Raw genomic sequence first — 18862 nt, 5'->3', positions numbered from 1 at the left:
ACCTTGTACTTTTTATATATGCTACCTTTACATTGAAAAACTTCGATACCTTACCAAAACCTTACCATTCCTCTGGTTCGCTAAACATACTTTCAGGAAAGCCACAAACTGAAATTAAATACTGACAAGCGTTATAATCTACCCAAAGCGCTCCATCTTCTGAGTGGTGGAAATACTTATCTGGTAGCGTTCCAAGGTAGGCACCCATTTTATAAATAGATACCCCACCTTTTTGGCTTGGTAACAGTCCAGTATATCCTCTGCGTAGTCCATGATTCAAAGCGTTGCTATTGCCATATTTTGGTTTTCTGTTGCCCCTGTTGCCTTTTGCTACTTGGTTGCCCGGCAAAAATCTCCCTCGGCTATCACGTTCCATATTGCACCTTTCTACGGTGTTCGTTTGGTAGAATTGTTCCATTACTACAAATTATCTAAGGCCTCCTAAACTACTTAGTTAATGGGTAGCTTTAGAGGTGAAAAAATCAAGCTAACTTCCTGATAGCACTACATTCCCTAATACCTTCCAACATTTCAAAAAGGGAATTTTTCGTACAGAAGAGGGCGGCGTTCTTATATCCGAACGATACATACCCCCGTCTAAAAATAAAGGGGGTATCTCTGCCTCCTGTCTCGTATTCATACCTGTTTAGTATCTTATAATTGACTGTTGTAACTATAACGCTAAACAATATTCATAGCATTTTTTTCTAACCATGATCTTTATTTAGATTTGTTTGGAAATGTTCCAAAACACTACTTCAGATTGCTCAATCCATTCAGCCAAAAACTATCTCCCTTTCTGGTATAGTAAACAAACTTTTGATAATGCTTATAATACTTGTCACGTTTCATATACTTTGGTCTTTCAGGAAAACCATCGAACATATATCCGCCACGTTTGGGACTCCAACCTGGTTCCACCTTTCTAGCTTCCCTCAGTGCTCTCTCCCAATAGTATTGGCAATCTGTCTTACTTCGGTTCAGTGTTGATTTGTGTATTTTCTGGCATGATCCACAACCATATAGCAAAAGTCTCTTATAGAGTTTTCTGCATCGATTACCACAAATAGGACAAAGAAAGAAGTAGCGATTACCTCCCTTGGTTCCTGGTATACTTGCTAAATCAAAATGATTGTTTCCAAAGGTGATATACAGATTATCTAGGTCTATCTCTAGTTTTCTACCGTCCGACTCAGCTATACCATAACTTATATTCTTGTTTTTCATCGGCTTTATAAATGTCTCTATGGTTATTGATTTTATAACTTCCATTCGTTCAAAAATCCCTATATAGAAAAACCCAAATTGATTGGGTTTAGTAGCAGTGAAACCACAAAAAGAGGCTAGTGCCTCTCTTGATAGTTCTAGCTTTCCACCTCGGCCACATAATCAGCCAGGCCTTTATATTCGCCTTCTACGTCCAACTTTTGGAGTAGGCTAATACTTTCATCGCCCAGCATTTCCAACGTACCAAAAGCGGTCATAGAGTCCATAGGGATAGGCTTATCAGAAAGCAAGCGATCAGCATAGTCTAATAGTTCTAGCCCGTAGTCTGTAACCTTATTGAGCAAACTCTCAAAATCCTCTGACTCTTTGAGTTGAAGCACGCGCTCCCGTTTGTAACATTCTTCAAACGCTGCAGCCTCTTCTGGTTGTTTGTGGTAGTCTTTAAAGCTGTCACAAATACGCTTGAAAGTCTTGTTTAGCTTGTGATCTTCTACATACTCAGCGACAAGCGTGCCTTTATCCTTGTAGGTCAATGAGATTACAGGCTGGCAATATGTCCCAGTCATGTATCCCAGTAGCGCGTGACCTGCTACTTGAGCGGTCGCCTGATCACAAAAATAGTAAGTGAAAGTGAATGTTTTTGCTTTGTCTGAAAATGTTTTTAATGTCATGTTGTTTTTCCTCTTTCTGTTTTAAGGGTGTCACTAGTAGTTACACCATTGCAAGGGGGTCGGTACTATCTACCCCATTTTGTTTAAAGATTTTAGTGTTTGTCAGGTACTGCTTTTAGTTCGTTAAGCTCCTTTCTAAAACGGCAACGGATCATCATATTCTTGGAATACAACTCTGTCGTTTCCTGTGTTTGTTCTTCCTGTGGGCTTCTGTCGTTTTTTCTCATGCTCTTCTACTTGTTCAAGTGAAGTGAATCTCTCTTTTTTCCAATTCTCCAAAATCGCTTTTAAGTATTTAAAACTTGGTTGATGAATTTCTGAGGTAATTTCAATAGCACGATTCAGCATTTCAAAGTTCATACCGTCAAGACCTACATAATCGAGTAACTGTTGATGTTGTTTGTCAGTTATACGGATACCGCTATTTTTTAGATTTTCAGATAAACTTGGACTGATAGATGTATTATTATTATCTATCTCTATATCTTTATCTATATCTATCTCTTTATCTATCTCTATCTCTGTCTTACACGTAGTTAACAATGTAATGTCATTGGATAACGTTGTAAGATTTCTTTCATTTTCTTGCTTTTCTTTACGGTATTTTCTCATATATGCCGCTTGATTTGTTTCTTGTTGTACCAAAGCTTTTGCTTGTGTTAACTCTGCGTTGTTCTCTTCATCAATTTGAATGAGACCGCACTTGGTAAAATAAGCCATAGTCATAGAAATATCGTCTTCAGAAACGTCTAATTTCAAAGCCAACTCTGCTTTTAGATTTTCTAAATATCCCTCATAGTATAAAATACAGTCACTTTCTAAACTTTCTAACATCAATCGGATATAAATCACGGTCATAGTATAACCGCCCGGAATATTTTTTAACCTCTTAATAAAAAGATTATCAAAAAATTTCTTATCAATTTTCAGCCAAAAGTAGATTTTAGTTTTTGCCATTTTCCACCCCCAAAAACTTCAGCAAGTCAGAAATTCTATAATAGATTTTCCTAGTGTCTTCTAGTGGGGGCTGGTATCGTCTTAACCCAGCATCTTCCCACTTTTGGAGTGTCTTATATTTTACGTCTAACTCGTCCATGACTTCCTGGGCTGAGATTAACCCTGTCAGTCGCGGTTTGATTCTATCACGAACTTCAAGGTATTTTTCCACTACTTCCAGAATGCCATGAGTCAGGTCATGCTCACTTTCCTTGCTTAAACTAAACATATTCTTCCGCCCCCTTCAGTAGTTGCTTGTAGCTCTAAATCGGCATTCAAAAGGACAGTTAGGCGCTTCTGCTCCTCTTGCACTTGGTTATAGAATGCCTTTGCTCCATCCAGTAGCTCCTCTTTGTTAGCTGGGATAAAGTAGCCTCTGAAAGCTCCGTGACGTACCCCGATGATAGGAACACCGTAGCGCGTGATCAGACGGCTGATAATGTCCTGTACGGTTCTTTCTGCTAGCTTAGTGAGTAAGCTGATTTCTGCCCCTGTTATGGAGTTCTCAGCCCCCACTTTGATTAGTCTTAATACTCGTTTGTCATTCTCTGTCAGGCTCATTCAATTCCTCCCCATACGTCTACCCCTGCAAGCTGGATATATCGCCCATAATCAGGGTTTAAATCCTCGCTAGGTGTTTCTATCGTCTGTTTGCTTTCTCGCTCCATTTGGGCGCTTTTTTTGCGGTCTCGGTGGTTTAAATAAAGCAGCAAGCCAATCAATACCACGGAAAAGATAACCGCCTGTGTATTGGTTAAATCTAGTTCATTCATGTTACCCCTCCTCATGAATCATCATGCCACGGGTGTACGCAATCGAACTTGTCCATAAGTCCAAGAGATTCTTTTTACCTCGTTTTTTCTTGGCAATATCAACTGCCAAAAGTTCCCATACATAATTTAATAATTGACTTTGATCCATAGGATAGTCATTCTCTTTAGTTATTTCCGCTAGATAAGTGTTTAAGAAAAGAAATCCATCAAATCTAGAAACTTGCTTTATAAAATCAGTGTTACCCCAATAATTTCCATAAAATGACCGTTCTTTCCACTCCAATTCTCCTATTACTTCAGCAATTACCCTCTGTTTCATCCTTTCCGTCTGTTCCTTTAGCGTTTGCTGTTGTTCATGGTATTCTGTGCTAGTTAGTTCATTATAAACATCATCCAAGTCATTCAACACCCTACTGATTGCTCTTTTAGCTATGATATTTCTAACCCCTGTAAGACTTCCTTGTATTTCTTCTAAATCTGTTGAAATAGCTTCTAATTTATCTGCTAACATGTTTTTTACCTCTGTTTCTATGTTTGTGTAATTGCCCTGATGGGCTTGTTCCTGTTTCGACAGCTTTTTAATGTCTTTCTTGCCTCTTACTACCTTACTACACCGACCGCCTCACGCTCAGACTCGCCAAAGTTTGAGAGCGTGGGGCTTTTTTGAGTTGTTTCTTATACATTGTTTCTTGTAATTGCTAGCCTCACGCTCAGAGTCGCCAAATTGAAAGCGTGAGAAAGTACCAGTTTAAAGAGTTGGCGCTCTCCGTATGGTCAAATTGCCCTAAATATGCTATAATCTAGGTATAAATCTTTACTAAAACCTCTTTAATAATAGCTTGCCTGCTTTTTGTTAAATTCGTTTTAGTGTTAGTGTGAAAGGCTTTGCGGTGTGGTTATTGCTAAGCCTTTTTTGTTGCTCTCACGCGCTTCTTTGGCGTGTTTTTTTATTTCTGAATGCCATGGCTTTGATTTCCTGATAACTCATATTCAAGCCAATCATAGCTATTACCATATCCTCAAATGCCTGATATTGCTCCAGCTCGTCACTGGTCAAGCTATCAATACCATTGTAGCCCCCACGTTCTTCCCTTAACTGCTTAGCGTTCCTGTCGGTTACTGCTTTCAGTAGCAAGTTGTTCATGGTGCTGTGTGCATGTTTGGGTGCATTCCTCCAAGTCTCTATACTGTCATGCAAGGTTTTTCTTTTTGGCTTTTCTAGCGCCCTCTGCATACGAAACTTAGAAAGTTCCTCACGCATCTCAAAGAATGCTCTTACTAGGTTTTTCTTAAACTCCTTTACGGGTTCTGTATTTCGTAAGTAAGTGATCAGCAATGTTGCTTGTTGCTCATTCAAAATATAATCCCTTACATTTTGCCCACTCTCTGAAGGTGAAATTTTAAATTGCACCTTTCCAAAGCTTTCAAAGTCCTCTCGGTGCTTATTCAGCAAAATCTTCAAATGTCTGTGCTTGATTTCTGCACATTCTGCCACAATACTGCTCAGTGTATACGGCTCTTTCTTGCCGTCCATGTAAACTAGTTCCATTAGTTTGCTCCTTTCTAGCTATAAAATAGTTCATCTATGGTTATATCTGATTTGATTTCTGCAACCATTGACTTAATTGCTAGGCGTTCTTTGTCATTGAATGGCGTTTTACCTAATTCTTTGTTGTTGTATGACTGCAAAGAAATTTTTAGCTTGTCCGCCATCTGTTGTTGAGTTAGCCCTAACATAACTCGATAGCCTCGTAGTTTACTCATAGCTTTCCCCCTTTCTAAAAAATCCCCCTCCATGAATAGATTGAAAGTGTGAAAGGTTGGAGGGGTCGTTAGGCGTCGTTTTATGACGTCCCCTAAGCTTGAATTTTATTATAACGTCAGTTTTAGACGTTGCCAATAGTTTTTTTGATTTTTTTACGTCATTTTTTGACTTTTTTTAAACATAGGGTTATAATCATCTGTGAAAGGTGTGATAAAGCATGAATAGATTGAAAGAATTAAGACAAAAAAACGAGCTATCTCAAAAAGAAATAGCTGAAATTTTAGGATTTTCTTTAAGGTCATTCCAACGAATGGAAAACGGAGAAAGCCAAATCAAACCAGAAAAAGCCCAGCAACTAGCTGACTTCTTCGGGGTAAGCGTTGGATATCTGTTAGGGTATGAAGTTATAGACCTCATGGGCGCAACAGATCTTGAAGAATATATATTTTTTAACGGAGATTATAGCAATCCAGATAAAACCAGAAAGGAATATTTTGAAAAAATTTCTGAAAAAATCAAAACTTATAAAAAAGTTGCTGATTCTCTTAATGGACGATACAATAAAAATAAAGCTATTGAAGCAATCGAATTACTTGAAAATAATGGCGAAAATGATTTAGATGATATTTTTGAAATACTAAGAGACAAGATAGAACTAGCTCTTTTTAGAAATATGGTCCAATATCAATTGTTATCAACTAGATTTCATCACCCAGACTCAAAAGATAAGATTTTAGATAGTTTCAAAGGATTTGAATAAACAAAAAAATCCCCACGCTCTCAAAGTTTGGCCAGTCTGAGCGTGTATAGAGGGAAATAAAAAAGCATCGTTAATGTGACAATGGTTAACGAAGATTTTTATAAATTAACTGGTAGTTAATGAGGAAGGAAAAACTATGGGAAGTAATAGAACAAACGAAGAAATAGCTGTTTACACTGCCACGATAATACAAGAACTAGAGGATTATCTTCATCTCCTCCAGAGAATGGACGATGAAGGGAATAAACGATCTGATAAAATAGCGCAGTGGATAGAAAATTGGGTAAAATACTTAAAGATAGAACAAGTTTTTAATCCGCGAAGTATTCAGGCTTTAAAAAGAGGAAGTATCGTTTATGCTGATTTTGGTTTCAATGTTGGTAGAGAATATGGAGGTCTTCATTATGCAATAGTTCTGAATAAAATAGATGCACGTTCAAACCATCTTCTTCATGTATTGCCTTTGACCTCTGTAAAAGAAACAACTGATATATCTAATTTGAAATATTTTCAACTTCCAATTGGCAACGAAGTGTTTCAATTACTATCAAATAAAGCTTTGAAAAAAGTTAGAGAGTTATCTGAATTGTATGATCGTTTTTCAAAAAAAGATGGTGAATTGCGCGAAAAAGTTGTAATGGTTGAATCGTTAATCGAAGATAATAAAAAAACTTTGGAAATACTTAAAAACTTATCGAGTTCTGATATAGACGATTCTTCTATTAAGCAAATACTAACCATCAATAAAAATATAGACTTCGCAAGTGATCAGGCGGAGAAAATACGACAGGAGGCAAAAGAAAATGCAATTTTACTTGCAGAACTTAATGAGAAACTGGAGTATGCTAATAAATTTATCCTAAAAACACAAAATATGAACAAAGATAGTATTGTTCTATTGAATCAGGTTACAACAATTAGTAAAATGAGACTCCGTGATCCAAAAAATAATAATTCAATTTTGAATGGTATTGTACTTTCCGATGATACTATGGACAAAATAGATGAGGCACTGAAAAATATTTTTTAAAATCCGAGTATTTTTATTGACTTTTCTTAAAATTAGGGTTAGAATAGAATCATAAGGTCGCTTGACGACAAAATATATGATACTGTCCCAGGAGGACAATTCTAGCCCTGCTCTTATGAGTAGGGCTTTTAGTTTATTAAAAATCCCTGGAACCTCATCCCTAATATTTTTTTTAGGGTGGCCGAAAAAGCTGATTATGCGACCTATAGCATACCACGCGCCACAATGTTCGACAATCCTGAAGCGCGTGTTTTCTCGTGGTTCGCTCAAGCTTCAACCCAGTATAAGCTCCATATCTACTAATTTTGTTGATGTCAACAAATGTCAACCACTTACAATATTTTAGAAAGGATCTCATGAACGAATTACAATTCTTAATCTATACTGCTGACAACGATAGCGAGACAGCTAGTGTCATCATCAAAGGCGAAACGATTTGGACTAGTCAGAAAGAAATGGCTAGACTTTTTGACGTCGGTGTTCCTGCAATTAGTAAACACCTAAAAAATATCTTTGAAGAGGGCGAATTAGAAGAAGATTCAGTTATTTCCAAAATGGAAACAACTGCTACCGATGGGAAGAATTACTTAATTACTTACTACAATCTTGACGCCATCATTTCAGTTGGTTATCGTGTCAATTCCCAAAAAGCTACGAGATTTAGACAGTGGGCTACTTCGGTACTTCGTGAGTACATGATAAAAGGGTTCGCCATGGATGACAACCGTCTGAAACAAGGCGAAAACTTGCTGGAAAAAGACTATTTCCGTGAGCTCTTGGAGCGCGTGCGTTCTATCCGAGCTAGTGAACGTCGTATATGGTTACAGATTACAGATATTTTTGCTGAAATCTCTATCGACTATGACCCACAAAGTACGTTAACTAAGCAATTCTATGCTGATGTACAGAATAAGTTTCATTATGCAATTACTGGCCAAACTGCTGCAGAAATTATCTACACGAAAGCAGACCACACAAAAGACAACATGGGACTTACAACATGGAAAAACTCCCCTAACGGTCGCATACTGCAAGCAGATACCCAAATAGCAAAGAATTACCTTTCAGAAACAGAAATCCGTTCCCTTGAAAGAGGAATATCTAGCTATTTTGATTACCTGGAAAGACAGATAGAACAGCGAAAAGCTCAGACAATGCAACAACTAGCCCAAAGTATTGACCGCTTTTTGACTTTCCAAGAATACGATATTTTAGAAGGTCATGGGAAAATCACTTCCAAGGTTGCGAAAGATAAAGCAAAAGCAGAATACCAACTATTCAACAAAACTCAAAAGATAAACTCAGACTTTGAAAAAACTTTAAAACAGCTAACTGACGATAAAAAACTTTAAATACAGGTCTGTTTACTATAAACAAGCCCATATTAGCCCGATATCCACCTTATTTCCTACTTTGGTATTATTTTACCGTCTGACTAATTAAAATCGAATGTGGGGCAATCTGTGAAGCCCTAGCATGATATAAACCACAATCTAAAACCTTTTTAATAATAGCTTGCCTGCTGATGTATTTTAGAAAGGTTTGTCATCATGAAGATAACTGAAGTTATAAAAAAAGACGGTAGTAAAGTCTATCGTGCTAATGTATATCTAGGAATTGATCAGGTAACAGGAAAGAAAGTTAAAACTAAGGTAACAGGGCGGACACAAAAGGAAGTTAAGCAGAAAGCTACTCAAGAAAAAATTGCTTTTCAGAAAGACGGTTGTACTAGACAAAAAGCTAGTACCATAAAAAACTATCAAGAACTAGCAACTCTCTGGTGGGAAAGTTATAAAAATACTGTTAAGCCAAACACTCAAGGCAATGTTAGAAAGCTACTTGATAATCATATATTGCCGATTTTCGGGGCTTACAAGCTCGACAAGCTCACCGCTCCACTTATCCAGTCAATTATCAACAAACTTGCTGACAAGGCTAATAGAGGGGAAAAAGGGGCTTTTCTACACTATGACATGATACACGCTTTGAACAAACGTATCTTACAGTATGGTGTAACTATGCAGGCGATACCGTCCAATCCTGCCCGTGATGTTGTTTTACCTCGTAACACTCAGAAAGCAAAGCGCCAAAAGGTAAAGCACTTTGACAATCAAGAATTAAAAAAGTTTCTTGTTTATCTCGATAATTTAGATAGTCATAGATATCGTTATTACTATGAGGCAACGCTCTATAAGTTCCTGCTGGCTACTGGTTGTCGCATCAATGAAGCTTTAGCACTTAGCTGGTCTGATATTGATTTAGACGATGCCATTGTACACATCACCAAAACACTAAATCGGGATTTAGAAATCAACAGCCCAAAATCTAAAGCTAGTTATCGGGATATAGATATAGATCAAGCGACTATTAGCATGCTAAGACAGTATAAACTACGCCAAACTAAAGAGGCCTGGAAGATAGGACAACGTGAAAGCGTGGTATTCTCTGATTTCATTCATGAATATCCTTGCAGTTCAAAACTTAAAAGAAGATTGCAAACACATTTTAAGCGTGCTGATGTTCCTAACATTGGCTTTCACGGATTCCGTCACACTCACGCTAGTTTATTGCTTAACTCTGGTATTCCTTACAAAGAACTTCAGCACCGTTTAGGTCATTCTACTTTATCCATGACCATGGACATCTATAGCCACCTCTCAAAAGAGAACGCAAAAAAAGCAGTCTCATTCTACGAAACTGCACTAAAAGCACTATAAGGGGAGCAAAAAGGGGAGCAAATTCAAAAACCAACGGTTCAAGACAAAGCAAGAAGCCAATAACAACGGTGTTTTTGTAAGATTTTGTTTGAAAAAAGCCGAATTTATAGTATAATAGTACGGTGTCAAAAATCACTTAAACACAGAATAGATTAGGAAAGGATCGGAGATATGAAACAAATCTTTCTCTCAACGACAACTGAATTTAAAGAGATCGATACGCTCCAGCCGGGCACTTGGATCAATCTCGTCAATCCTACCCAAAGCGAATCGATGGAAATTGCTTCTGCATTTGATATTGATATCGCGGACCTCCGTGCACCACTCGATGCGGAAGAAATGTCTCGTATCACGATCGAAGATGAATACACTCTGATCATCGTGGATGTCCCAATCACAGAGGAAAGAAATAACCGTACCTACTATGTGACTATTCCCTTGGGGATTATCATCACAGAAGAGGCTATCATTACCACTTGCTTGGAGCCTCTACCACTTCTTGATGTCTTTATCAATCGTAGGCTTCGAAATTTCTATACCTTCATGCGTTCGCGCTTCATCTTCCAAATCCTCTATCGCAATGCGGAGATTTACCTAACCGCCCTCCGTTCAATCGAACGTAAAAGTGAGCAGATTGAGAGTCAACTTCACAAATCTACTCGAAACGAAGAATTGATCGAACTCATGGAGTTGGAAAAGACCATCGTCTACTTCAAAGCTTCTCTGAAGACAAATGAGCGCGTGATTAAAAAATTGACCAGTGCGACTAGCAATATCAAGAAATACCTCGAAGATGAAGACTTACTGGAAGATACCTTGATTGAAACGCAACAGGCCATCGAGATGGCGGATATCTATGGAAACGTCCTTCACTCTATGACAGAGACCTTTGCCTCTATCATTTCAAACAACCAGAACAATATCATGAAAACCTTGGCCCTCGTGACCATCGTTATGTCTGTGCCGACCATGATTTTCTCAGCCTACGGAATGAACTTTAAGGATAATGAAATTCCTTTAAACGGAGAACCGCACGCTTTCTGGCTCATCGTCTTTATCGCCTTTGCTATGAGTGTTTCCCTCACTCTTTACCTCATCCATAAAAAATGGTTCTAAACAGGAGTTATTATGTCACAGATTGATTTACAAGAATTAACAAAGAAAAACCAGGAATTTATCCATATTGCAACCCAGCAATTTCTCAAGGACGGCAAAACAGATGCTGAAATCAAGGCTATCCTTGAAGAAGTCATTCCTCATATCCTTGAGGAGCAACCAAAAGGAGTGACAGCTCGTTCTATCTACGGAGCACCAACTCACTGGGCTCATAGTTTCAGCGAAAAAGAGCAATACGAAAAAGAACATCCAAAAGAAAACGACGATCCAAAATTGATGATGTTGGATTCAGCCCTTTTCATCACAGGTCTATTTGCAGTAGTTAGCGCCTTGATGAGCTTCTTCTCAAACCAACCTGTGGCCTACGGATTGGTAACACTTATCAGTGTAGGGGCCTTTGGTGGAGTTGCCTTTTACCTGCTCTACCACTTCATCTACCGCTACTACGGACCAGATACTGACCGTAGCCAACGCCCTCCATTCTGGAAATCACTTTTGGTCATGCTAGCAACCATGTTTGCCTGGGTCTTCATCCTCTTCTTGAGTAACTTCCTTCCACAAGCCATCAACATCAGCCTCCCACCACTTGTTTTATTGGTGATTGGAGGAGCTCTCCTTGCCCTACGTTTCTACCTCAAAAAACGTTTCAACATTAAGAGCGCAAGTGCAGGACCAGCTAGATATTAAGATAAACAAAAAAAGTAGTGTGTTTTGTAGACAGACTACTTTTATTATGGTTCCAAAGTATTTTTTGATTCTCCAAAGAAAAGTAGCTACATTTTCTAAAAACGTTCTAATGTAAAGGCTTCCCTTAGAATCCCAAGGTTTTACCCTTGAATCCAAGCTGTTTTTCTGTTATACTAATAAAGCAATAAGGAGAAATATATATGACTAAACAGAGAATTAATCAAATTGTCGGTTCAATTGGTGCCTTTATCGGGATTATTGTATTTATAGCCTACATCCCCCAAATTTTTGCCAATTTACAAGGGAACAAAGCTCAACCATTCCAACCTTTATCAGCAGCTGTTTCTTGCTTAATCTGGGTCATTTATGGATGGACAAAAGAGCCTAAGAAAGACTGGATTCTAATCATTCCAAACTCGGCCGGGGTTGTCCTTGGAGGACTAACCTTCCTTACTGCTCTATAAGAATGCAACTACTATAAAAAGCAACCACATCGAGCGGTTGCTTTTTTGTTTATTTTCTTGATCTAAAAGCCTTCTTCTGGCTCTAATTCTTGTTGTTTCCCCTCATCTTTTGTGATAAAATAGGCTCAATCTATTTCTAGGAGGATGAGATATGGTTTCTACTATTGGTATTGTTAGTTTATCTAGTGGCATTATCGGAGAAGATTTTGTCAAACACGAAGTGGACTTGGGTGTCCAACGTCTCAAGGATCTGGGACTCAATCCTATCTTTTTACCCCATTCGTTAAAAGGCTTAGACTTTATCAAAGACCACCCTGAAGCTCGTGCAGAGGATTTGATTCATGCATTTTCTGATGATAGCATCAACATGATCCTATGCGCCATCGGTGGAGACGATACCTATCGCTTACTACCTTATCTTTTTGAAAATAAGCAACTACAAAAGGTTATCAAACAAAAGATTTTTCTTGGATTCTCAGATACAACCATGAACCATCTCATGTTGCATAAACTAGGAATCAAGACTTTTTATGGTCAATCATTTTTAGCAGACATTTGTGAATTAGACAAGGAAATGTTAGCCTATAGCCTTCACTACTTTAAAGAATTGATTGAGACGGGAAGAATCTCGGAAATCCGCCCTAGTGACGTTTGGTATGAGGAAAGAACTGACTTCAGTCCCAAGGCTCTGGGAACACATCGTATCAGTCATGCAAATACTGGTTTTGAGTTGTTACAAGGAACTGCCCAGTTCGAGGGGGAAATCCTCGGCGGTTGCCTCGAATCCCTCTACGATATCTTTGACAACTCTCGATATGCAGATAGCACGGAGCTCTGCCAAAAATACAAACTTTTCCCTGACTTGTTAGACTGGGAAGGAAAAATCCTCTTGCTAGAAACAAGCGAAGAAAAGCCTGAGCCGGAATACTTCAAAAAGATGTTGCGGACTTTAAAGGACACTGGTATATTCGAGGTCATCAGTGGACTCTTGGTTGGAAAACCTATGGATGAAACTTTCTATAACGACTATAAAGAGGCACTATTGGATATCATTGACAACAATATCCCGATTGTCTATAATCTAAACGTTGGCCATGCTACACCAAGAGCGATTGTTCCCTTCGGAGTCCACGCCCATGTAGATGCAACGGAGCAAGTCATTCGCTTTGACTATAACAAAGAAAGCTGAGATAGAAATCTCAGCTTTTTTCAGTATCGTTACTAGCATTTTCATCACATACTACTGATAACTAAAATGATAAAGTTGAGGCTGTTCCCTAACATGTGAACAAGTAGGGGATAGTAAATATTCTCCTTTTCTTTCACATAAATAATAGAAAAGGCAAGGCCCCCACCTAGATAACCGACTGCACTGATCCACTCGGATAAATCCAAACTGTGCATATGAGTAAGCGCAAATGCAAGTCCGACTATAAAGATACTCAACCAAGTTGGCAGACTTTTTCTCAAATATCTCAATAGAGTTTGACGGAAAAATAATTCTTCTACCAGAGGTCCAATGATACAGGCGAAAACTGCTATCAGTAATGGTTGCTCTTGAAAGGTACTTTGAATATTCGACTGGTTTAGGCCTTGTCCATCTAGTCCCAAAAACCGTCTCAACATTTCTGATATAGAGCCAAAGACAACAGTCATCAGAATGAGAAAGAGGCAGCCTTTTAAAACGCCAAAGAAGAATTTTCTCTTAGTTTTTCTAATCTCATTCCATTGTTGGATTAATTTATCCTTGAACAAGAAAGAGCCATATAGAGCTAATACTACATAGACTAGATATTCTAGATAATTCGCAATGGCAGATGGCATCACAGAAGCCAGCAATTTATCACCATCAAACACAAAAAGAACTGTATAGAGAATCGAAAAAATCAGAATTCCCTTATATTTGTTAGACATCATTTAATTTTCCTTTCCATTCACAATCATTCTCATGGTCATCAACCAACCCTGCAGCCTGTAGAAAGGACAAAACAGCGACTGGTCCAGTAAACTTAAAGCCTCGTTTTTTGAGTTCCTTGGATAATGTCTCAGATAAGGCCGTCTTGGCAGGGGCTTGGGCATAGTCAGGAACATCATTGGTGATGGTTTTACCATCTACAAAAGACCAGAGATAGGCATCAAAAGTTCCGAATTCTGCCTGAACTTGTAGAAAGGCCTGGGCGTTGACACGTGTCGCAAATATCTTGGCACGATTGCGGATGATGGCTGGATTATCCATCAAAGCTTCCAATTCTTCATCCGACATCTCTGCGACCGCTTGAATTTGGTAACCATGAAAAGCTTGACGGAAGGCTTGGCGTTTATTGAGCACCGTTTCCCAAGAAAGACCAGCCTGATAGGTCTCCATGCAGAGTAACTCAAAAAGAGCACGGTCATCATGGAGGGGCTGGCCCCACTCTTCATCGTGGTAGGCTACATACAGAGGGTTGTTCATTTTAACCCAACTACAGCGTTTAGACATCTTATTCTCCTATTTCACCAACATCTTAAGGGCAGATTTGATGTAGTTTTCAGCTGTATCAGAAGTTCCTTCAAAGAATTTCTTGATCTTCTTGAGTTCAGTTGCCTTGTAGCCCAATGCCAACATGGCTTCCATAGCTTCTTCCAGTTCTTGGTTGTCACTGCTAGATGGAACTGCAGCCTTAGCAGGGAGGTCGTCCCCTGCCACAACCACCTTTCCTTCTAGATCCAATACCATCTGTTGGGCTGTTTTCTTCCCTATTTTAGGGAACTTGGTCAAGTAGGTGATGTTCTTAGTCTCAATAGCTTGAACGAGGCCAGCATTGTCATCCGCCGCAATAATAGCAAGAGCGGAAACAGGACCAATGCCTGATACAGAAATCAAGCTGAGAAAGAGCTTTTTCTCGTCTTCTGAACGAAAACCGTAAAGTAGATGAGCATCTTCACGTACAACTTGATGCACATAGATTTGTGCTTCTTGATTGACTTGCCCTGAGTAGGCATAGGGGTTAGCTACGTGTAGGATATAGCCGATACCGTTAGCTTCAAGAACGATGTATTTGGCAGTAATTTTGGTAATAATACCCTTTAGATATTCGTACATAATTTTCCCTTCAATTTATACTCAATGAAAATCAAATCTAAACTAGGAAGCTAACCCTAGGCATAACTTGAGTTAGGCAAGGTAAGGCTGACGCAGTTTAGAGAGATTTCCGAAGAGTATTAGTATTTTCCTAGCTCTCGTAGGCTTGTGTGATTTTCCTGAATGCGACGGAACATCTTTTCCATGTCCGACTTGGTAAAGTGAACCAAAACAGGACGTCCGTGTGGACAGTTATAGGGGTTGTCACATTGAGAGAGTTGGTATAGAAGTTGTCTGGCCGAGTGGTCATCGATACGGTGGTTAGCCTTGATGGACCGCTTGCAAGACATCATAATCGCCAGCTCTGCTCGGTATTTCTTGATAGAAACTTCCTTGGTCAAGAGGAGCATGTCGCACATCTCATAGATCCCTGACTCGATTTCCTCCTCTGCCATCCAAATGGGATGTTCACGCAAGATAAATTGATTCTCCCCGTACTCTGCTAGAAAGACGCCAACTTCCTCTAAGAGAGGCATTCTTTCCTTGAGACGAAGGGCATCATCCGCAGGAAATTCAAAGATATAGGGCACTAGGAGTTGCTGCTGGCTCTGGTCAACATTGCCAATACTCTCACGGTACTCCTCATACTTAACCCGCTCCTGAGCTGCGTGTTGGTCTATGATGTAAAGCCCATCTCGACCTTGGGCAAAGAGATAGGTCCCGTGCATTTGCCCAAAAAATTCCAACTCTGGGAAGCTTGACGTTTCTTCTCGCTCTAGCTTGTCATAAGCCTTATCCAAACTAGCCATATCTAACTCAGGATGATCCAGTTGGTCATAGCTGATAGGCTTTCTCTCTGCAAAATGCAGTTTAGCAGGCTTGGTCAGCTGGTCCAAGGTTTCCTTAGCAAACAGATTCAAATCCTGTTTCTCTTCCGTCAGATTCACCTGATGGTCTGCTACCTCAGCTTGAGGCGGTCTTGTCAGCTCCGTTTGATCGTAGTAAAGATTATTTTCTTTAAGTGGGAGAATGGTTTGTTCTACTTTTTCACGATTGCGAACGGTAGACTTTGCAAGATTTTCCAAGGCATCTGGAATCAAGGTCTGTTCCTTTAGACTCTTTGCGATAGCTTCTGAAACCAGTGCCATCAGCTCTCTTTCCTTAGAAATACGCACCTCTTGCTTGGTTGGGTGCACATTGACATCTGCTAAATAAGGGTCGATATGGATATGAATGACAGCCAGTGGAAAACGGCCCACCATGAGTTTGCTACCGTATCCATCTAAAATAGCACGATTGAGCAGGAAGTTTTTGATATAACGGCCATTGATGAAGAGGCTGATATAGTTGCGATTAGCCCGTGTCAATTCCGGCAATGAGACAAAGCCTGAAATTTCAAAGTCTAGGTCAGAATTCTCAATCTCAACCATCTTTTTGGCACTGGCTAAACCATAAATTCCAGCAATGGCTTGACGCAGTTGACCCGTACCAGCTGTTCGTGTCATTTCCTTGCCATCGCTAATCAGGCTAAAAGAAATCTCAGGATGGGCTAGCCCCAGACGATTGACAATATCAATGATATGTGACAACTCTGCCTGCTGGCTCTTCATATACTTGAGACGAGCCGGTGTATTGAAAAAGAGGTCTTCCACACAAACCTTAGTCCCCACAGGACTGGTCGCTGGGCTAATCTCTTCAACTTCTCCCCCACGAGCCACTAACTTGGTCCCGTGACTTGCTCCATCCACCGCAGTCAACAAAGTTAAAACACTAACAGAAGCGATTGAAGGCAGGGCTTCACCACGAAAACCCAGCGTGCGAATCCTAAAGAGATCTGCCTGATTTTTTATCTTACTAGTGGCATGACGACGGAGAGCCAACTCTACTTCGTCGTGGGCAATCCCATGTCCATTATCTGTGATTTGAATCTTCTTGAGACCAGCTTCCTCAATCTCAATGATAATCTGACTAGAACCCGCGTCAATGGCGTTTTCTACCAGCTCCTTAACAACGCTAGCTGGACGCTCGATAACCTCTCCAGCAGCGATTTGGTTTGCCAACACCTCTGGCAATTCAATAATATGAGACATTTTTCAGCCCCTTTCTCAACTATTTTTATCTATTTCTCTGAAAATAAGCTAGTGCTATTATACCATATTTCACTCGTTTCCAAAAAAGTCCAAGCAGCAACTTTCTTCCCGATTTTACTAGGTTATTTACCAAGTTTGTGGTACAATAGGTAGAAACAATATTTTAAAAAGGAGAAAAGACACATGCACATTTTTGATGAGCTAAAAGAGCGTGGTTTGATTTTTCAAACGACTGATGAAGAAGCTTTGCGTAAAGCCCTAGAAGAAGGTCAAGTTTCTTATTATACTGGCTACGATCCAACTGCTGACAGCCTTCACCTAGGCCACCTTGTCGCTATCTTGACAAGTCGTCGTTTGCAGTTAGCAGGTCACAAACCTTATGCGCTCGTTGGCGGTGCTACTGGTCTCATCGGAGATCCGTCCTTCAAAGATGCTGAACGTAGTCTCCAAACAAAAGACACAGTAGATGGCTGGGTCAAGTCTATCCAAGGACAACTTTCTCGTTTTCTTGACTTTGAAAATGGTGAAAATAAAGCTATCATGGTCAACAACTACGACTGGTTTGGCAGCATCAGCTTCATTGACTTCCTCCGTGATATCGGAAAATACTTCACTGTCAACTACATGATGAGCAAGGAGTCTGTTAAAAAACGGATTGAAACAGGGATTTCTTACACAGAATTTGCCTACCAAATCATGCAAGGTTACGACTTCTTTGTCCTTAACCAAGAGCATAACGTAACGCTTCAAATCGGTGGTTCTGACCAGTGGGGAAATATGACAGCTGGTACTGAATTGCTTCGTCGTAAGGCTGATAAAACTGGTCACGTTATCACTGTTCCATTGATCACAGATGCAACTGGTAAGAAATTTGGTAAATCAGAAGGAAACGCAGTCTGGCTCAATCCTGAAAAGACTTCTCCATACGAAATGTACCAATTTTGGATGAACGTTATGGACGCAGACGCTGTTCGCTTCTTGAAGATCTTTACTTTCTTGTCACTTGATGAGATTGAAGACATCCGTAAACAGTTTGAAGCGGCTCCACACGAACGCTTGGCTCAAAAAATCCTCGCTCGTGAAGTCGTAACACTTGTTCACGGAGAAGAAGCCTACAAAGAAGCCCTCAACATCACTGAACAACTCTTTGCAGGAAACATCAAAAACCTTTCTGTCAAAGAGCTCAAACAAGGACTTCGTGGTGTACCAAACTACCAAGTTCAAGCAGATGAAAACCACAATATCGTGGAACTGCTCGTCTCATCTGGTGTAGTTAACTCAAAACGCCAAGCCCGTGAAGATGTTCAAAATGGAGCTATCTACATCAACGGCGACCGCATCCAAGACCTTGACTATGTCTTGAGTGACGCAGATAAGTTAGAGAACGAACTGACTGTTATCCGTCGTGGGAAGAAAAAATACTTTGTATTGACTTACTAAACTGTTCAACATTGATCTATAAATAAAGGAGTTAACCTCAAGAAAGGTAACTCCTTTTTGTTGTT

General features: G+C 39.7%; 22 protein-coding genes and 1 pseudogene. 9 read left to right on the top strand and 14 right to left on the bottom strand.

Going from position 1 to position 18862, the window contains the following annotated elements; genetic code table 11:
* Positions 1 to 61: 61 nt before the first annotated feature.
* The 10 genes and pseudogenes from HMPREF2837_RS01795 to HMPREF2837_RS01750 all read right to left on the bottom strand — a co-directional run bounded on the left by HMPREF2837_RS01795 (position 62) and on the right by HMPREF2837_RS01750 (position 5431).
* Positions 62 to 376, bottom strand: a complete 315-nt coding sequence (locus HMPREF2837_RS01795; RefSeq protein ID WP_045616698.1) for a hypothetical protein — start codon at positions 374 to 376, stop codon at positions 62 to 64.
* 377 nt (positions 377 to 753) lie between these two features.
* Entirely contained in the window at positions 754 to 1263 is a 510-nt protein-coding gene (locus tag HMPREF2837_RS11595) for a hypothetical protein (RefSeq protein ID WP_049549192.1), read from the bottom strand.
* Between the two features lie 101 nt (positions 1264 to 1364).
* Positions 1365 to 1898 (bottom strand): hypothetical protein, encoded by a 534-nt coding sequence (locus tag HMPREF2837_RS01785; protein WP_049549165.1) that lies wholly within the window; start codon positions 1896 to 1898, stop codon positions 1365 to 1367.
* A 135-nt stretch (positions 1899 to 2033) separates the two neighbouring features.
* Positions 2034 to 2855 carry a phage replisome organizer N-terminal domain-containing protein gene (locus tag HMPREF2837_RS01780; protein WP_049549164.1) on the bottom strand — a complete coding sequence of 274 codons (822 nt, stop codon included), beginning with the start codon at positions 2853 to 2855 and terminating at the stop codon, positions 2034 to 2036.
* Complete coding sequence (locus HMPREF2837_RS01775; RefSeq protein WP_049549163.1) at positions 2842 to 3123, bottom strand: hypothetical protein; 282 nt, start codon at positions 3121 to 3123, stop codon at positions 2842 to 2844. The genes HMPREF2837_RS01780 and HMPREF2837_RS01775 overlap by 14 nt, the downstream gene beginning before the upstream one ends.
* Positions 3116 to 3455 (bottom strand): annotated as a pseudogene (locus HMPREF2837_RS01770) (DNA-binding protein). The gene HMPREF2837_RS01775 and the pseudogene HMPREF2837_RS01770 overlap by 8 nt, the downstream one beginning before the upstream one ends.
* Positions 3452 to 3667: a hypothetical protein gene (locus HMPREF2837_RS01765; RefSeq protein ID WP_045762571.1), complete on the bottom strand. Its 216-nt coding sequence runs from the start codon at positions 3665 to 3667 to the stop codon at positions 3452 to 3454. The pseudogene HMPREF2837_RS01770 and the gene HMPREF2837_RS01765 overlap by 4 nt, the downstream one beginning before the upstream one ends.
* Before the next feature lies 1 nt (position 3668).
* On the bottom strand, positions 3669 to 4178 hold the full coding sequence (locus HMPREF2837_RS01760; protein WP_045762570.1) for a hypothetical protein: 510 nt from the start codon (positions 4176 to 4178) through the stop codon (positions 3669 to 3671).
* Between the two features lie 411 nt (positions 4179 to 4589).
* Positions 4590 to 5216, bottom strand: coding sequence for a Rha family transcriptional regulator (locus HMPREF2837_RS01755; RefSeq protein ID WP_049549162.1), 627 nt, complete (start codon positions 5214 to 5216; stop codon positions 4590 to 4592).
* A gap of 14 nt (positions 5217 to 5230) precedes the next feature.
* A complete protein-coding gene (locus HMPREF2837_RS01750) occupies positions 5231 to 5431 on the bottom strand; it encodes a helix-turn-helix transcriptional regulator (RefSeq protein ID WP_000040966.1) in 201 nt (66 codons plus the stop codon).
* A gap of 218 nt (positions 5432 to 5649) precedes the next feature.
* Between HMPREF2837_RS01750 and HMPREF2837_RS11590 the strand changes: the two genes are divergently transcribed.
* From HMPREF2837_RS11590 to HMPREF2837_RS01710, 8 genes are all read left to right on the top strand, one after another.
* On the top strand, positions 5650 to 6192 hold the full coding sequence (locus HMPREF2837_RS11590; protein ID WP_239665537.1) for a helix-turn-helix domain-containing protein: 543 nt from the start codon (positions 5650 to 5652) through the stop codon (positions 6190 to 6192).
* Between the two features lie 136 nt (positions 6193 to 6328).
* On the top strand, positions 6329 to 7222 hold the full coding sequence (locus tag HMPREF2837_RS01740) for a type II toxin-antitoxin system PemK/MazF family toxin (RefSeq protein ID WP_045762569.1): 894 nt from the start codon (positions 6329 to 6331) through the stop codon (positions 7220 to 7222).
* 356 nt (positions 7223 to 7578) lie between these two features.
* On the top strand, positions 7579 to 8574 hold the full coding sequence (locus HMPREF2837_RS01735) for a virulence RhuM family protein (RefSeq protein WP_049523624.1): 996 nt from the start codon (positions 7579 to 7581) through the stop codon (positions 8572 to 8574).
* A 198-nt stretch (positions 8575 to 8772) separates the two neighbouring features.
* Complete coding sequence (locus HMPREF2837_RS01730) at positions 8773 to 9939, top strand: tyrosine-type recombinase/integrase (RefSeq protein ID WP_049549161.1); 1167 nt, start codon at positions 8773 to 8775, stop codon at positions 9937 to 9939.
* Between the two features lie 171 nt (positions 9940 to 10110).
* The gene (locus HMPREF2837_RS01725) at positions 10111 to 11055 is read left to right on the top strand and encodes a magnesium transporter CorA family protein (protein WP_049549160.1); all 945 of its coding nucleotides are present in this window, start codon (positions 10111 to 10113) and stop codon (positions 11053 to 11055) included.
* Positions 11056 to 11067: 12 nt separating this feature from the next.
* The gene (locus HMPREF2837_RS01720; RefSeq protein ID WP_049549159.1) at positions 11068 to 11742 is read left to right on the top strand and encodes a DUF1129 domain-containing protein; all 675 of its coding nucleotides are present in this window, start codon (positions 11068 to 11070) and stop codon (positions 11740 to 11742) included.
* A 200-nt stretch (positions 11743 to 11942) separates the two neighbouring features.
* A complete protein-coding gene (locus tag HMPREF2837_RS01715) occupies positions 11943 to 12206 on the top strand; it encodes a SemiSWEET family transporter (RefSeq protein WP_049496815.1) in 264 nt (87 codons plus the stop codon).
* Positions 12207 to 12357: 151 nt separating this feature from the next.
* Complete coding sequence (locus HMPREF2837_RS01710; protein WP_075230568.1) at positions 12358 to 13395, top strand: S66 family peptidase; 1038 nt, start codon at positions 12358 to 12360, stop codon at positions 13393 to 13395.
* 44 nt (positions 13396 to 13439) lie between these two features.
* Here the strand turns inward: HMPREF2837_RS01710 and HMPREF2837_RS01705 are convergent, their stop codons facing one another.
* The 4 genes from HMPREF2837_RS01705 to mutL all read right to left on the bottom strand — a co-directional run bounded on the left by HMPREF2837_RS01705 (position 13440) and on the right by mutL (position 17357).
* Positions 13440 to 14123 (bottom strand): CPBP family intramembrane glutamic endopeptidase, encoded by a 684-nt coding sequence (locus tag HMPREF2837_RS01705; protein WP_075230567.1) that lies wholly within the window; start codon positions 14121 to 14123, stop codon positions 13440 to 13442.
* Positions 14113 to 14685, bottom strand: coding sequence for a DNA-3-methyladenine glycosylase I (locus HMPREF2837_RS01700; RefSeq protein ID WP_075230566.1), 573 nt, complete (start codon positions 14683 to 14685; stop codon positions 14113 to 14115). Before HMPREF2837_RS01700 ends, HMPREF2837_RS01705 begins: the two co-directional genes overlap by 11 nt.
* Positions 14686 to 14694: 9 nt before the next feature.
* The gene (gene ruvA, locus HMPREF2837_RS01695) at positions 14695 to 15288 is read right to left on the bottom strand and encodes a Holliday junction branch migration protein RuvA (RefSeq protein WP_075230565.1); all 594 of its coding nucleotides are present in this window, start codon (positions 15286 to 15288) and stop codon (positions 14695 to 14697) included.
* 119 nt (positions 15289 to 15407) lie between these two features.
* Positions 15408 to 17357, bottom strand: a complete 1950-nt coding sequence (mutL, locus tag HMPREF2837_RS01690; protein ID WP_075230564.1) for a DNA mismatch repair endonuclease MutL — start codon at positions 17355 to 17357, stop codon at positions 15408 to 15410.
* Positions 17358 to 17540: 183 nt separating this feature from the next.
* Between mutL and tyrS the strand changes: the two genes are divergently transcribed.
* Positions 17541 to 18797 carry a tyrosine--tRNA ligase gene (gene tyrS, locus HMPREF2837_RS01685; protein ID WP_049549153.1) on the top strand — a complete coding sequence of 419 codons (1257 nt, stop codon included), beginning with the start codon at positions 17541 to 17543 and terminating at the stop codon, positions 18795 to 18797.
* Positions 18798 to 18862 lie beyond the last annotated feature (65 nt).

The sequence above is a fragment of the Streptococcus sp. HMSC071D03 genome (assembly GCF_001812125.1).
Classification (GTDB): domain Bacteria; phylum Bacillota; class Bacilli; order Lactobacillales; family Streptococcaceae; genus Streptococcus; species Streptococcus pseudopneumoniae_N.
Note: the sequence above shows the minus strand (reverse complement) of the source record. Positions and strands in the feature narration are given on the sequence as shown.

What these genes read in the sequence shown, in the direction of transcription:
- HMPREF2837_RS01780 (WP_049549164.1), bottom strand. Translation starts at nt 2,855, where the DNA reads ATGGCAAAAACTAAAATCTACTTTTGGCTGAAAATTGATAAGAAATTT.
- HMPREF2837_RS01760 (WP_045762570.1), bottom strand. Translation starts at nt 4,178, where the DNA reads ATGTTAGCAGATAAATTAGAAGCTATTTCAACAGATTTAGAAGAAATA.
- HMPREF2837_RS01740 (WP_045762569.1), top strand. Translation starts at nt 6,329, where the DNA reads ATGGGAAGTAATAGAACAAACGAAGAAATAGCTGTTTACACTGCCACG.
- HMPREF2837_RS01715 (WP_049496815.1), top strand. Translation starts at nt 11,943, where the DNA reads ATGACTAAACAGAGAATTAATCAAATTGTCGGTTCAATTGGTGCCTTT.
- HMPREF2837_RS01755 (WP_049549162.1), bottom strand. Translation starts at nt 5,216, where the DNA reads ATGGAACTAGTTTACATGGACGGCAAGAAAGAGCCGTATACACTGAGC.
- HMPREF2837_RS01730 (WP_049549161.1), top strand. Translation starts at nt 8,773, where the DNA reads ATGAAGATAACTGAAGTTATAAAAAAAGACGGTAGTAAAGTCTATCGT.
- HMPREF2837_RS01725 (WP_049549160.1), top strand. Translation starts at nt 10,111, where the DNA reads ATGAAACAAATCTTTCTCTCAACGACAACTGAATTTAAAGAGATCGAT.
- HMPREF2837_RS01705 (WP_075230567.1), bottom strand. Translation starts at nt 14,123, where the DNA reads ATGATGTCTAACAAATATAAGGGAATTCTGATTTTTTCGATTCTCTAT.
- tyrS (WP_049549153.1), top strand. Translation starts at nt 17,541, where the DNA reads ATGCACATTTTTGATGAGCTAAAAGAGCGTGGTTTGATTTTTCAAACG.
- ruvA (WP_075230565.1), bottom strand. Translation starts at nt 15,288, where the DNA reads ATGTACGAATATCTAAAGGGTATTATTACCAAAATTACTGCCAAATAC.
- HMPREF2837_RS01700 (WP_075230566.1), bottom strand. Translation starts at nt 14,685, where the DNA reads ATGTCTAAACGCTGTAGTTGGGTTAAAATGAACAACCCTCTGTATGTA.
- HMPREF2837_RS01735 (WP_049523624.1), top strand. Translation starts at nt 7,579, where the DNA reads ATGAACGAATTACAATTCTTAATCTATACTGCTGACAACGATAGCGAG.
- HMPREF2837_RS01720 (WP_049549159.1), top strand. Translation starts at nt 11,068, where the DNA reads ATGTCACAGATTGATTTACAAGAATTAACAAAGAAAAACCAGGAATTT.
- HMPREF2837_RS11590 (WP_239665537.1), top strand. Translation starts at nt 5,650, where the DNA reads ATGAATAGATTGAAAGAATTAAGACAAAAAAACGAGCTATCTCAAAAA.
- HMPREF2837_RS01795 (WP_045616698.1), bottom strand. Translation starts at nt 376, where the DNA reads ATGGAACGTGATAGCCGAGGGAGATTTTTGCCGGGCAACCAAGTAGCA.
- HMPREF2837_RS01750 (WP_000040966.1), bottom strand. Translation starts at nt 5,431, where the DNA reads ATGAGTAAACTACGAGGCTATCGAGTTATGTTAGGGCTAACTCAACAA.
- HMPREF2837_RS01710 (WP_075230568.1), top strand. Translation starts at nt 12,358, where the DNA reads ATGGTTTCTACTATTGGTATTGTTAGTTTATCTAGTGGCATTATCGGA.
- HMPREF2837_RS01765 (WP_045762571.1), bottom strand. Translation starts at nt 3,667, where the DNA reads ATGAATGAACTAGATTTAACCAATACACAGGCGGTTATCTTTTCCGTG.
- HMPREF2837_RS01785 (WP_049549165.1), bottom strand. Translation starts at nt 1,898, where the DNA reads ATGACATTAAAAACATTTTCAGACAAAGCAAAAACATTCACTTTCACT.
- mutL (WP_075230564.1), bottom strand. Translation starts at nt 17,357, where the DNA reads ATGTCTCATATTATTGAATTGCCAGAGGTGTTGGCAAACCAAATCGCT.
- HMPREF2837_RS01775 (WP_049549163.1), bottom strand. Translation starts at nt 3,123, where the DNA reads ATGTTTAGTTTAAGCAAGGAAAGTGAGCATGACCTGACTCATGGCATT.